At 65.4% G+C, this 14,245-nt stretch carries 9 protein-coding genes; all 9 read right to left on the bottom strand.

Going from position 1 to position 14,245, the window contains the following annotated elements; genetic code table 11:
- Positions 1-678 (bottom strand): ribulose-phosphate 3-epimerase, encoded by a 678-nt coding sequence (gene rpe / locus A9K71_RS13690; protein WP_066996092.1) that lies wholly within the window; start codon positions 676-678, stop codon positions 1-3.
- 202 nt (positions 679-880) lie between these two features.
- Positions 881-4,609, bottom strand: a complete 3,729-nt coding sequence (locus tag A9K71_RS13685; protein ID WP_066996089.1) for a hypothetical protein — start codon at positions 4,607-4,609, stop codon at positions 881-883.
- Positions 4,606-6,600, bottom strand: coding sequence for a hypothetical protein (locus tag A9K71_RS13680; RefSeq protein WP_082980508.1), 1,995 nt, complete (start codon positions 6,598-6,600; stop codon positions 4,606-4,608). The genes A9K71_RS13685 and A9K71_RS13680 overlap by 4 nt, the downstream gene beginning before the upstream one ends.
- A 554-nt stretch (positions 6,601-7,154) precedes the next feature.
- Positions 7,155-8,096, bottom strand: a complete 942-nt coding sequence (locus A9K71_RS13675; RefSeq protein ID WP_066996082.1) for an alpha/beta hydrolase — start codon at positions 8,094-8,096, stop codon at positions 7,155-7,157.
- Between the two features lie 216 nt (positions 8,097-8,312).
- A complete protein-coding gene (locus A9K71_RS13670) occupies positions 8,313-9,095 on the bottom strand; it encodes a carnitinyl-CoA dehydratase (protein ID WP_066996079.1) in 783 nt (260 codons plus the stop codon).
- A complete protein-coding gene (locus tag A9K71_RS13665) occupies positions 9,088-11,166 on the bottom strand; it encodes an acetate--CoA ligase family protein (RefSeq protein ID WP_066996197.1) in 2,079 nt (692 codons plus the stop codon). Before A9K71_RS13665 ends, A9K71_RS13670 begins: the two co-directional genes overlap by 8 nt.
- 64 nt (positions 11,167-11,230) lie before the next feature.
- A complete protein-coding gene (locus tag A9K71_RS13660; RefSeq protein WP_066996076.1) occupies positions 11,231-12,394 on the bottom strand; it encodes an acyl-CoA dehydrogenase in 1,164 nt (387 codons plus the stop codon).
- Positions 12,395-12,398: 4 nt separating this feature from the next.
- The gene (locus A9K71_RS13655; protein ID WP_066996073.1) at positions 12,399-13,526 is read right to left on the bottom strand and encodes a carnitine 3-dehydrogenase; all 1,128 of its coding nucleotides are present in this window, start codon (positions 13,524-13,526) and stop codon (positions 12,399-12,401) included.
- 2 nt (positions 13,527-13,528) lie between these two features.
- Complete coding sequence (locus A9K71_RS13650) at positions 13,529-14,152, bottom strand: HD domain-containing protein (RefSeq protein WP_066996070.1); 624 nt, start codon at positions 14,150-14,152, stop codon at positions 13,529-13,531.
- Positions 14,153-14,245: the final 93 nt, after the last annotated feature.

Raw genomic sequence — 14,245 nt, 5'->3', positions numbered from 1 at the left:
TTAACGGGCGGCCTTGTCGGCGGCTGAGCGGATCGCTTCGATATTTGCCCGATAGGTTTCCACTGTGCCGCCTTTGAAAATGGCCGCGCCGGCCACCAGCACGCCGGCGCCGGCGGCCGTCACCAGCGGCGCCGTTTCCGGCGAGATGCCGCCGTCGATCTCGATGCGGATCGGGCGCTCGCCGATCAGCGCCTTGACCTTTCGCACCTTGTCGACGATCGCCGGGATGAAAGCCTGGCCGCCGAAGCCGGGATTGACGGTCATGATCAGGATGAGGTCGAGCCGGTCGAGCACATATTCGATCGCCGTTTCCGGCGTCGCCGGGTTGAGCGAGACACCGGCCTTCTTGCCGAGACCTTTGATGGTTTGCAGCGAACGGTCGAGATGCGGGCCGGCCTCGGCATGGACCGTTATGCCGTCGCAGCCGGCCTCGGCAAAGGCCGCCAGGTAGGGGTCGGCAGGCGCGATCATGAGATGGCAGTCGAAGAAGGTTTTTGTCCGGTTGCGGATCGCCTTGATCACCGGTGGGCCGAAAGTGATGTTGGGCACGAAATGGCCGTCCATCACGTCGAGATGGATCCAATCGGCTCCGGCCGCCGCGACCGCTTCGACCTCGTCGCCGAGCTTCGAAAAGTCCGACGCCAGCACCGATGGTGCGATCAGGGTCTTCTTGCTCATGAAAGGCTTCTCCCGGCATCCTCATCGGCGCGCTGTGCTGCGCGCTGGCACGCGGGGGTCTGCCTAGACCATCGTCCGGCCAAGGGGAAGCGTGTTTTCCGCTTCGCTCGACGGGCGCGCAAAACGCGAGCTGCGATGCGGGAAAGAGAGAACCCGCTGGATTTCTCCGGCGGGTTCGCGGGCGCGGTAGTGATGGGCTGCCTTACTGAAGGTTGTCGGTCGCCGGGTTCCGCTGCAGCCTTGGTTGGCTTCTTGGCACCAACTGCTGCAGGATATTCGGATTGAGCAGCAGGTCCGGATCGATCTCCAAGCCTGGCCGCCTGCGGATCGGGAAGCAATCCGGATACCGGCCGGCCGTTCCGACCGGGCAGCGCCGCCTGATGATCGGCTGGCACATGCCATCGATCATCTCCGAGCCCGGCGCGCATACAGCGTCTTCGAACCTGCCGCATCTACCTTCGATCACTTCGGTGCCGCGTGGACACACGCAGACGCCGCGTTTGTTGAGGAACTGGCCGCGGATGGAGCATGCTTGCGGCTTCCTGACCGGCACGCAGGCTTTGCCCTTCAACGCCGTCCCCCTCGGGCAGACGCAATCGCCATCGGCATTGCGCACCTGGCCGCGAATGCGGCACTGGCTGGGCGGCTGCTGCCTGTCGGGCACGCAAGCCTTGGCGGCGCGGTCGACATGCGTGCCCTTGGGACAGGCGCAGCCATCCGGTGTCGGCACGGCGCCGCGGATCGTGCATTTCGGCGGAGCGACCCGGCAGACGCCGTTCACCAGCTCGCCGCGCCGGCATACGCAATTGCCCTCCTGGTCGCGGTACTGGCCGGGACGCAGCGTGCACTGAGGCTCCTGCGGCTGCTCGCTCTGAACGCATCTGCCGTTTTCCAGCTCGGTGCCGCGCGGGCAGACGCAGCGTCCGTCCCCGGTCCGGATCTGGCCCTTGAGTAGGACGCAGCGCTGCGGCACTGGCAGCGGCAGAAGCTTGGTGCCGCCGGACGAGCACTGACCGTTGCGGAACGTGGTGCCGTCCGGGCAGGCGCAGCGGCCGGCCGAGTTGAGCACCATGCCGCCCGAACACTGGTTCTTCACCTCACGCTTGATGGTGAAGGGGTGGCATGCATAGGCCTTGCCGCGGTCGCCTTGCGCGTTGGCTGGGCCGCGTGACAGCACATCGCCGCCGCCCTGCACCGGCGTGTTTGGCGAGAGCACCCCGACGCAGTTCTGTCCGCTGACCGTACCCCGCAGAGTGGCAAGGCGCGCGTCGTCGGGAAGGACCACTGTGACATGATGCGTATGGCTTTCGCCGGCGCCCAGCGTCAGATTGGCGATGCAGGACGCCGGCAGCGTCGCCGGCTCCGGCGAGCAGCCGAAAGGCGGGTCGATCGCGGTGATCTTGACACCCTCCAGCCTGCCGAGACCGTCGATGCCGACCGCATCGCCGATGCGGACCGGACCGGAGAAGGCATTCGGCCCCTCATTCGTGATGGTGATCTCGAACGAGCAGGGCGCACCTGGCTGGCATTCGCTGTCGCCGGTCTTCTCGACGCGGATCGTGGAGGCCCCACCGCCTTTCGCGCAAGCCTGGCCGATCGGATAGACGATGTCGTCGCGGGGCGCCGGCCCAAAAGAGCCGCGCGCGCAGTTCTCGAACGCGTCATTGCCGCCGACCGTAACGTCGAAGTGTCGGCTGGTTCCGGGCGTCATGACGGCGCCGGCAATCTGGCAAGACAGCATGTTGGCGGGCACTGGCCCGCAGTTCCAGTCGGTGCCATCCGGGGTCACGGTCCGGACAGCGACCGGCGCGCCGCCCGACACCAGCGTGGCGGCATCGTTGACCCGCACCGGACCGGTGGGGGCAGCAGTGCCGGCATTGGTCACGGTGATGCGGCAGGATACCGAAGACGCACCGGCCAGCGAGCTCTCGCACGCCTTGGTGATGCGCAAGCCGGGCTTGGCGCCATTCGGACGGCGGATGCGCTCGGTCGCGCAGGCCTTGTTGTTGGCGAGGTCGACCTCGCCGGCAATGGCCTTCACCTCGGCGCAGTTCTCGACCGTGTCCGGCCGGTAGTTTGCCGGCATGACCGTTTTGACGACGATCGGCGTCGAGGCACCCGGCGGCAGCGAGATGCCGGCATTGTCGCAGCGGAACTGGCCGGGGCCGTTCGGCCCGCAGGTCCATGGCGGGCTGGGCCCGAAGGCCGAGGAGGTCGGCGCGCCGCCCGGATAGGTGTCGATCACGGTCAGCGGCCCGTGGTAGGTGCTGGTGCCGTTGTTGATGATATCGATCACGAAGCTGCAGATGCCGTCCGGCGTGCAGACCGGCATGCGGGCGCGCTTCTTCAGCATCAGGTCGACCTTCTTCTCGGCCGCAGGCTGGCACTGGGGATCGCGATCGCCACGGCGGCAGACCGGGATCGAGGCGCAGCCGCGATCGTTCTGCTGGCTGCCGAACAGCGGCTTGCCGCTCGCCTGGTAGTCATAGGCGGCGCAATTGCGCAGCACGCTGCCCTGCCAGCCGCCGGCCGGCTTGAAGCTGAGCTTGAGGACGGCGGAGGCGCCCGGGTTGAGCGTGGTTGCCGGATGGGTGCAGGTCATCGGCGTCGTCCCGGGCGCGCAGACCCAGGGTGGGTTCGGTCCCGACGACAGCACCGACCCGGCCGGCAATGACACCTCGTCGAGCACGATCTTGCCGTTATAGGGCGCATCGCCGACATTGGTGACCGTGATGGTGAAGTCGCAGCCGCCGGACATCGTGCAGCGCGGCACCTCTGCCCACTTCTCCACCTTGAGGTCGGGCTGCTTTTCGGGCGGGCACCTGAGATCACGCGGAATGTCAATGTCGATCTCCTGCGTGCAGCAAAGTCCCCAGCCTTCCTTCGGCCCGGCATAGGTGTCGATGCCGGTGACGACGAGATGGATGGCCTCGCCCGGCGAGGCGCCGCTGATCTTCCAGTTCAACACGCCGCCGCCGGCAGGTACCTGCTGGGTGTCGGTGGCGATGGTGATGCCGGGTGTCGTCGTCGACAGCTGCACCCATTTGCCGGCCATCTCCGGACCGACCGGCATGTGATAGATGAAGGCGCCGCCGCCGGGCACGCAGTCGACCGTGCCGCGTTCGACCTTGAAGCATTCCTTGCTGGGAGGCGGAGGCGGCGGGTTGCACTTGCTCAGGTCGATCGTGATCGAGGTTTTCACGCCGGTGAGGAAATCGGCGTCGTCGGGCTTGTCCGGATCGTGCGAGGGGATCGTGGTTGCCGGGCCGCCCCTGAAGGCCACCTTCATCTCACCCTGGTTATCGACCGTTGCCGGCGCGGCGAAGTCGGCATGGTCTATCTTGGCCGTGATTCGGAAAGTGATCACGCGCTCGTCGGCAGCGCCGACGCCGTCGAGGTTCGAAGCGCTGATCCGGAAATTGGAAACGCTGGCCGTATCGTTTGGGCCGGCCGATGTGCTGATCGAAGCGGCGGGCAGCGGTCCGCCGGAAGCGCCCGTGCCGTCGCCGACGACGTCGACGCTGACGATCTGCAAGCCGTGCGGCAACTGGTCCTTGAAGTCGAGCCTTGTCGCCTTCAGAAGGGCCGCCACGCTTGGCCGGTCGAAGTCCTGGGGGTCGCCATGGATGCCGAAGCTCAAGACGTATTCGACGCTATCGCAGCCTCTTAGGCCACCCTTCTTGGTGAAGAAGGGGATGATCCGCCCGAGCTCCGGATTGATGCCGCGCGATCCAGCGGAGACTTCCGGATTGGCGATCTGGCCAGCCGGTGCCTTGTCCTGCGCAAGCGCCGGCACTGCCGGCATCATGGCGATCGCGACACCGGCCGCCATCAGCCAGCGTGCGCCGCGCCTGGCGTATGACAGGGGTTTCATGATCGTGCCCATGACGGTTTTGCGCGGGGCAGGGCGGGAAGGGACGAGACCGCTCATCTGTCCCTCCTCGGCGCTTCGCACTCGACGACCGGCGTCCTCAGCGGCAGCGTCATCTTGCAGCAAGGATAGTAGCCGCCCTTGTCCCGGTCGGACTTCCGGTAGAAGCAGAGCCCGACATTGACGGTGTCGCCCGGATTATGGCCGGTTATGCCGATCGTGTAGGGCTTGCCCGGCGCATGCGACATGGGTGAGGTCACTGCGACGCCCGGTGTCTTGGACAAAGCCTTGATCGAATCGCCGCCAAAGCCGGCGTGGTCATGGAGATAGAGGTCGGCCTGGAGGCCGCGGGGTGTGCAGAAATACTGCACGTCCTCGACATCGAGGCATGGCGGCAGGTTGCCGGGCGGCGGAAAGTCCGGCGGATAGACGGGAGGCAGGAAGCCGCCGGGGATTTCCTCATAATAGCCGGCGCGGCCCTCGCAGGGGCGCCAGACCCGGACGTCGCCGACATGGCCCTGGACGTCCGGGTCTTCGAAATAGCCGTCGAAGTCGACGAACCATGAGCCGAAGGGCGGCACGTTTGCCGGCTTGACCAGCTTGCTTGGCGTGAGCTGCACGCCATGCACGGCAAGCGGCCCGCCGGCGGCGAGGCGCTCGGCAAGCTCCGGATTGTCGCGCAATTTGTCGCCGGTGTTCACGACCGTGTCAGTGCAGACCGAGGTGTCAAGATTGCCTTCGGGGTCGTAGCGGTATTGTAGGTCGACGCCGCCTGCCGACTGACGGTTGCCCTGCGGGAAGCCGACCGCATATTCCTGCGGCACCTCGGCCCAGACCGATTCCGTTGCCGGATCGTCCGGATCCTCGCGCTGGTAGCGGATCACCGCGCCTTTGCCCGTCTCGGCGAAGCGGCTGTAATCGTAGCGGTTCTCGACCGGGCCGCGCTGGGCGAGATACATGAAACCCTGATTGTCGAAGGCGATATCGGCGACGGCATAATCTTGGTCGGCCTTGACCGTGAGTTCCCAGCGCGGATCGCGGCCAAAACCCCCGTCGCTTGCAATGCCGACCGACCAGATTTCGGCTTTCTCGCCTACGGAATAGTAGAGCCGCCCGCCATGGTAGGCGACGGCCCAGACGCGGCGCGCATCCTGCGTATAGCCCCAGGTTCGGGGGTCTTCCGAATCGAAGGCAGTGTCGTGGATGTCCATCACGGCGCCGTCGTCGGCGACCGGGGCCAGCCCATGCGCGGGACGCCCAGCAACGCCATGGTCGAAGCTGTCGATCAGATTGCCCTCGATATCGATGCGGTGGATGAGCCCGGTATCGAGATCCGAAGCGAAGAACTCACGATGGGTCGGATCGAAGGCGAGGTTGCCGATGCCGGGCCCGCTGTTGGTATCGATGTCGGCGAATTTCGAGACGGCGCCCGAGATACCGTCGATCTTCCAGATGGTGCCCGGTCCGCCGCCATTTTCGGTGCCGAACTGGCCGTTCATGAAGACGGCGCCGGCGGCGCCGCGGCGCTGTCGCTCAGGCCGCCCGTCCTCGTCGGTGTCGGGCGTGACGATCTCGATGCCGTGCAGCGAGGTCGCCGCCGCATAGAGGTTCGGAATGCCCGACGGCACCCCATCGCGCACGCCGTCGTCATAGGTGAGGCCGAACACCTCGCCGATCTGGCCGGCTGTCACCTCGAAGGGCGGCGGCGTGTAGACGAGCTGGCCCGAAGCTGGGCCGCCGAGTTGCGAGACGTTGAAAATGCGCAACGAGGCCTGCGAAGTGTCGATGAAGGTTTCGTCGACCGGGTCGACGCCGGGCGGCAGGCCGCCCTTTTCGGAATCGGGAGAGCCGAAATCCGGGATGATCGTGCCGGGGAAGCCGGTCACCGCCATCGAGCCCGGATAGATGATCTGGGTTTCCTGAGCCTTTGCCGCACCGCCGAGGCAAAAGCCGGCAGCCAGTGCCAGGGCAAGCATTCCGCTGGTGGTCACGATCGCACGGCGCAAACCGCCGCCGCGAAAAGACACGAACGAGCCGCGGTCGCGAGACATTGAGCTCCCCCCGAAGTCTTCGGAAGAACCCTCCGATTTCGCCGCGCAAAACAAGGTAAGTCGCAGCGTTCCGGCTCGTTCGTCCCTGATAGAATTGTCTGTTTTCCGCCTGTTCACGATACGCCGGGTGCCTGGCAGGGTCAACGGAATCAGCCGAAAGCCGAGCGCGTCGTCTCCATCCCGAAGCCGATGATCGCGCCGAGCTCCTGTTGCTTTCTCGGACCACCGCGGCTCTGGATTTCTGATCATACGGGCTCCCTTTCCGGCCGGCGCCATGCGGCGCCTGGCCGTCAGTCGCAGGCTGAGGCGGAAAGGTTCAATGCGGTCTAGAGCAATTCGAGAAAAAGTGTGAGCGGTTTTCCGTCCGGAATTGCGTCAGAACAAACAAGCCCGAGCATTTCGTCGTTTCCGTGAAACGGTGAAATGCTCCAGGCGCCCGGCTGGTAGAGCTGTCTTTGCCCGTCTCATGCAAGTCGCCGAAAAGAGAGCAGCGATTTTGGCATCAGCCCCGAAGCGCGGCGCTTGAATTCTCGACGCGACGCGCCTTGGCAAAATCACCAGATCCACTCGCCTCTGCCGAGCACGGAGACCGCCTCGACGATGCGGGTGAAGCTCGTGCGAGCACGACCGACCGTATGCCGGGCTCTCAAATAGCTGTGCACCAGCCCCTGTTCTTCGAACCAGTAGGCATACCCGCCGGCCGCGACGACGCGGTCGCGATAGGCCTCGCCGTCTGAGGACAGCGGGTCGCATTGGGCTGTGATCAGCACTGTCGGCGGGAGATAGGCGAAATTGGCGTCGGCGAGCGGCGACAGCGTGAGGTCGCCGGTCCGGTCCACGCCGCCGGTGCGAATGTTCAGGTAGAATTCGATATCGCGCAGGGTCAGCATCGGCGCGTCAGCATGCGCCACATAGGAGCCGCGCGAGTGGTCGCCCCCGAGGCTGGGATAGATCAGCACCTGGCCGGCCGGCTTCTTGACGTGACCGCGCGTTGCGTGGGCAACGGCGGCGCAGAGGTTTCCGCCGGCGCTGTCGCCGCAAAGCAGGACAGGGCAAACATAGGTCTTGGCGGCCCATTCAAAGGCGCTTAGCACGTCGTCGAAGGCGGCCGGATGCAGATGTTCCGGCGCCAGCCGGTAATCGACCGAGACCACCTCGTAGCCGGTGCGGGCGCACAGCTCGGCGCAGACATCGTCATGGCTGTCCAGCCCGCCGAGGATGAATCCGCCGCCATGAACATAGAGCACCATTGCGGCGCTGTTCGTTTCCGCGTTGCTATAGATGCGGATCGGGATGCTGGCGGTCGGCGTGGCGATGGCGGTCGTTTCGACCGTCACGCCTTGCGGATAGCCGGCGAAGAACTCGCGGCACATCCGGTCGTAGATCGCCCGCTGCTCTGCGATCGTGTAGTCGATCGTGTCGGGCGGGTAATAGGAATTGGTCTTCTCGATGAAAGCCCAGGTCTCGGCGTCGATGAGGGTCTTGTAGTCGGTCATAGCGCTTGGGCCGATCGCGAAGGTCGAGCCTGAGCACCCCCCTCTGTCCTGCCGGACATCTCCCCCGCAGGGGGAGAGATTGGCAGCTTGGGCGCCGGCGATCCAACTGCGACGCTGGCAATTGGCGAAAGCGACCGTGACATCCGATCTCCCCCCTTGCGGGGGAGACGCCCGGCAGGGCAGAGGGGGGTGTGACGGAACGCCATCGTCTGCGGCCTATCTACCCTTCCACACCGGATCGCGCTTCTCCGCAAAGGCGCGGAAGCCTTCCATATTGTCCTCCGAGCCGTAGAGGATATCGACCGTCGGCAGTTGCCTGCGCGTCACCTTGTTCATGGCCTCCTGGAAGGTCAGCGCCTCGGCCACGCGCGCCGTCTCCTTGATCGCGGCGAAAACCAGCGGCGGGCCGCTGGCCAAAAGCCGCGCGATTTCCCAGACGCGGTCCTCCAGCTTCTCCTTGGGCAGCACCTCGTTGACCAGGCCCCAGCGATGCGCTTCCGCCACATCCATCCAACGGCCGGTGAGGAGAAGGTCCATGGCGATATGGTAGGGAATGCGTTTCGGCAGCTTGATCGTCGCGGCGTCGGCCAGCGTGCCGGCGCGAATCTCGGGCAGCGCGAAGGAAGAATGGTCAGAGGCGTAGATCAGGTCGCAGGACAGCGCCAGCTCGAAGCCGCCGCCCACCGCCATGCCGTTGACGCAAGCTATCACCGGCTTGTTCAAGTCGCGCAGTTCCTGCAGCCCGGCAAAGCCGCCGACGCCGTAGTCGCCGTCGACCGCGTCGCCGGCCGCAGCCGCCTTCAGGTCCCAGCCGGCGCAGAAGAACTTGTCTCCGGCCGTCTTGACGATGGCGACGCGCAAGCCGGGATCGTCGCGGAACGCCTTGAACGTCTCGCCCATCAGTCGTGAGGTCTTGAGGTCGATGGCATTGGCCTTGGGCCGGTCGAGCGTGACTTCCAGGATCGTGCCTTCGCGGCGGGTGGTGATGACGTCAGCCATTCTTCTTTTCTCCAAGCACCAGCAGTGCGTCGGCGATCCAGGCGCCCTTGCCTTCGGCGCAGACGATCAGCGGGTTGATGTCGAGCTCTTCGATTTCGCCTTCATTCTTCTGCACGAAGTCGGCAATGCCGGCGATGGCGTCGATGGCGGCCTGGACGTCGGCCTTGGGCCGGCCGCGATAGCCCTCCAGCAGCGGATAGAGCTTCAGGCCACGCAGCGCCGCCTCGATGTCGTCGCGCGTCGCCGGCAGCATCAGGGTCACGCTGTCGCGCAGCAGCTCGACCAGCACGCCGCCGGTGCCGAGCGTCATCACCGCGCCGAACATCGGGTCGCGGGTGAAGCCGACGATCAGTTCGGCGACGCCGTCGCGCACCATGCGCTCGGCATAGAGCCCGGTGCCGAGCGGCAACAGGTCATGCGCGGCATTGCTGACGGATTCGGCGTCCTTGAGGTTCAGCCGCACGGCGCCGACCTCCGACTTGTGCGTCACGCCGAGCGTCTTCAGCGCCACCGGGAAACCAAGCGCCATGGACGCAATCACCGCCTCGACCGCGTTCGAGGCGCGCTCGCCCTTCGGCACCGGCAGCCCGGCCTCGATCAGACGCGCTTTGGCCTCGGCTTCGTCCGGTGTGACGTGGTCGCCGTCGGAAGCGCCCGCCGCCGTGGTGTCGACCGGCTGCGCCTGCGGCTCGCGCCAGGCCCAGCCGATGAAGGCGGCGGCCTGGGCGGCGTCCATCGCTTCCGAAATGCCGAACAAGGGCACCATGCCGCGCGCCATCAGCCCGGCGGTATATTCCTCCGGCAGGTTTTCCGGCAGCGAGGAGACGATCGCGCCCTGCGCCCTGTTGGTCTTCAGCGCCGCCTCGAAGGCACGCAGCGTCGCCCACCAGTCGGTGTCCGAGCAGCGGTCGGGGCGCGGGAAGTCGAGCACCAGCATGTTGAGGTCGAAGCCGCCCGACACCATGGCAGTGAAGGTGGCCGTCATCGCCGGCTCGTTGTTCCAGATGAAGGTGTGGTAGTCGAGCGGATTGGCGACCGCGACCAGCGGCCCGAGCGTCGATTTGACATGCGCGCGATGCTCGGCGCTTAGCGTCGGGAAATGCACCCAGCGTCCTTCCGCGCTGTCGGCCATCACGGAGGCTTCGCCGCCCGAGCAGCTCATCGACGACAGTCTGTAGCCGGGCAGCGGCCCGGTGATGTGCAAGAGCTTCAACGCCTCGATGAAGGCCGGTATGGAATCGACGCGCGCGATGCCCAGCCGCTTCAGGAACGCGCCCGAGGCGGCATCCGAACCGGCAAGCGACGCGGTATGGGAAACCGTCGCCTGCCGCGCCTGTTCCGAGCGGCCGACCTTCATGGCGATGATCGGCTTCTTCAGCTCGCGGGCTCTCGCCGCCAATCGCTCGAAGCCGGCCACGGAATCGAAGGCCTCGATATGCAGGCCAAGCGACGTGACGCGCTCGTCCTCGATCAGACCGAGCGCCATTTCGGAAAGGCCGGTCTGCGCCTGGTTGCCGGCCGTCATCAGGAACGCGATCGGCAGACCGCGCTTCTGCATCGTCATGTTGATGGCGATGTTGGACGACTGAGTGATGATGGCGACGCCCTTGCCGCCCTCGGCCAGTCTGATCCCGCCATGCTGATCGGGCCACAAAAGCGCGCCGTCGGCATAGTTGATCAGGCCATAGCAGTTCGGGCCGATGATCGGCATCTCACCCGCGGCGGCGACCAGCTCGGCCTGCAGCCGCTCGCCGTCCTCGTCATAGGCCTCGGTCTCGAGGAAGCCGGCGGCAAAGCAGACGGCGCCACCGGCGCCGCGCTCGGCCAATGCCTTGACCACTTCGATGGTGAGATGCCGGTTGACCCCGACAAAGGCGGCGTCCGGCGCGCCGGGCAAGTCGGCGACGGAACGGTAGGCCTTGCGGCCTGCGACCTCGTCCTTGGTCGGGTGCACCGGCCAGATTTCGCCGGCAAAGCCCATCTTGATTGATTGCGCGACGACGGCGGCGGCCTGCGCCCCGCCGAACACGGCGATCGATTTCGGGCGCAGGAGACGTTCGAGTTTATGCATGGTCATCTTTTCATTTGAGCACGATCGTTGCCAAAACCGGATCCCGGTTTTGGCGGATCATGCTCTAAGCCCCGAACGGGCGCAGCAACGCCCGCGAAATAATATGTCGCTGAATCTCCGAAGTGCCTTCCCAGATGCGCTCGACGCGCGCGTCGCGCCAGATGCGCTCCAGCGGCAGGTCGTCCATCAGCCCCATGCCGCCATGGATCTGGATCGCCTCGTCGGCGACGAAAGCCAGCATCTCGGTAGCCTTCAGCTTGGCCATCGCCATGTCCTGATCGGTGACGGTGCCCTGATCGTACTTCCAGCCGGCTTCGAACACCATCAGGTCAGCGGCCTTCAACTCCGTCGCCATATCGGCGAGCTTGAACGACACACCCTGGAACTTGCCGATCTGCTGGCCGAACTGCTGGCGCTGCGCGGCATATTCGATGGCATGCGAAAGCGCGCGCTCTGCGCGGCCGAGGCAGGTGGCGCCGACCTGCAGGCGCGTGGCGCCGAGCCACGAATTCGCCACCTCGAAGCCCTTATGCACTTCGCCGAGCACCTGGGAAGCCGGCAGCCGGCAGTCGTCGAATTCGAGGATCGAGTTGGTGTAGCCGCGATGCGAGACGTTGCGGTAGCCGTCGCGCACCGTGAACCCTTTGGTGCCCTTGTCGACGAAGAAGGCGGTGATCTTCTTGCGCTTGCCGCGCGGCGAATCCTCTTCGCCCGAAGCCATGAATACGATGGCAAAGTCGGCGATGTCGGCGTGGCTGATGAAGTGCTTGGTGCCGTTGAGCACCCAGTCCGAGCCGTCCTGAACCGCGGTCGCCTTCATGCCGCGCAGGTCGGAGCCGGCGCCGGGCTCGGTCATCGCCAGGCAGTCCCACTTTTCGCCGCGGATGCAGGGGAAGAGATATTTTTCACGCTGCTCCGGCGTGCCGGCGAGCAGGATGTTGGAGGGACGCGCCACGCAGGTCCAGTGCAGCGCGTAATTGGCGCGGCCAAGTTCCTTCTCGTAGAGCAGCCAGCTCACCGTATCGAGGCCGGCGCCGCCGACATCGGCCGGCATGTTGGCGGCGTAGAGCCCGGCCGCGATCGCCTTCGCCTTCAATTCGTCGATCAGCTCGCGGCGCAGTTCGCCGGTGCGTTCCACCTCGCGCTCATGCGGGTAAAGCTCGTTCTCGACAAAGGCACGCGTCGTCTCGACGATCAGTTTTTGTTCTTCCGAAAGACCGAAATGCATCGCCTCAGCCCTTCTTCTTGCTTGTTTTCGCCTTGTCGGCCTTTGCGGGCTTCTCGGCCTTTGCGGGCTTCGCCATCTTCTTCGCCGGCTTGGCGGCTTTTGCTTTGTCGCCTGCCTTGGCGGCCGGCTTCGCCGCCAGCTTGGCCAACTGCCTGGTATAGTCCTTGTGAAGCGCGCCGGCGCCCCAGCCCTTGCCCTTGTTCTGCTTCGACAGCGCATCCATGATGGCGACCAGATTGTCGTCACGGATCTTTTCAAGCTCGCGGATCGAGAGGCCGTTTGCCTGCTCGTCCGACTGCGTGGCGATCAGGTCGACCAGCTCGTCGTTGAACTCCGGCACGTCCATCAGCTTGGTCCACGGCCATTTCAGGCAAGGTCCGAACTGCGCCATGAAGTGGCGCATGCCGGCTTCGCCGCCGGCGACGCGGTAGACCTGGAACATTCCCATTTGAGCCCAGCGCAGGCCAAAGGAATAGCGCATGATGTCGTCGAGTTCCTCGACGGTGCAGATGCCGTCCTTGACCAGCCACAGCGCCTCGCGCCACGCGGCCTCCAGGAGGCGATCGCCGACGAAGGCCTCGATCTCCTTGCGCACCACCACCGGCTTCATGCCGATCGAGGCGTAGATCTCCTTGGCGACCTCGATCGCCTCGGGAAAAGTCTGCTGGCCGCCGACGATCTCGACCAGAGGCAGAAGATAGACCGGGTTGAACGGGTGCCCGACGACCAGCCGCTCCGGGTGCTTCTTCATCGCCACCTGCATGTCGGTCGGCTTGATGCCGGAGGTGGAGGAGCCGATTATGGCACTGGCTGGCGCATGGGCGTCGATCTCGGCCAGCACTTTGTGCTTGAGGTCGAGCCGCTCCGGCACGCTCTCCTGGATGAAATCGGCATCCGCCACTGCGTCGCCGATCGTCTTGGCGAAGGTGAGCTTGCCTTCCTTAGGCAGGCCGCCGGGCAGCATCTGCTTGTAGGCGCGGCGTGCGCCCTTCATCACCTCGCCGACTTTGCGCGACGCCTCGGGATCGGGATCGAAGATCGAAACATCGATGCCGTTCAAGAGCAGGCGCGCCACCCAGCCGGCGCCGATGACGCCGCCGCCGATGGCGGCCGCCTTGTTGATGATGCTCATGGTCAGGCTCCGGTTCTGGTCTTGGCTGTTTCGGGATCGGAAAGCGGCACGCGCTCGCCGGCGCGGATCACGGCCGGGTCGTAAGCTTTGCGCGCGAAGACTTCGAGCACGAGGGGCCGGAAGAACTCGATCGGCAGCGTCTCGTAGTCGGGATCGAAGCTCGACTGGTCCCAGCGCTCGCAGAACCGGTCGCAATCGTCGAAATAGAGATGGCCGGCGAAGCGGTCGCGGGCATGCTGGTTGCCGCCCAAATGATGCGCGTAATAGAGGCGCTGGAAGTCGCCGTGCTTTTCGACAACCCAGGTGCATTGCTCGCGCACGAACGGCTTCAGGATCGTGGCGGCATATTCGTCATGATTGTAGGGCGCGTAGATGTCGCCGATGTCGTGCAGAAGCGCGGAGACGATCCAGTCAGTGTCGGCGCCGTCGCGCCAGGCGCGCGTCGCCGCCTGCAGCGAATGGCCTAGCCGGGTGATCTTGTAGCCGGACAAACCTTCGTCGAGCTGCACCAGGGCGGAAAGCAGCCGATCCCCTGTCCTGGCGGCATAGTCGATCTCGTGGGCGGTCAGGAATTCATAGTCTTCCTTGTCGCCGTCCTTCATCGCGGTGAATTTGACGGTAGCCATCTCGACCTCCCGCTTTTCAATGTTGATTGAGCATGATCTTTTCCGAACGGCAGGTCAGCGAAGCAAAAACCGGTTCCCACTTTGCGGGATCAT

Origin of the sequence: Mesorhizobium sp. WSM3873 (genome assembly GCF_001672445.1) — a bacterium.
Taxonomy (GTDB): Bacteria; Pseudomonadota; Alphaproteobacteria; order Rhizobiales; family Rhizobiaceae; genus Mesorhizobium.
This window is presented reverse-complemented; position numbering and strand designations above follow the sequence as displayed.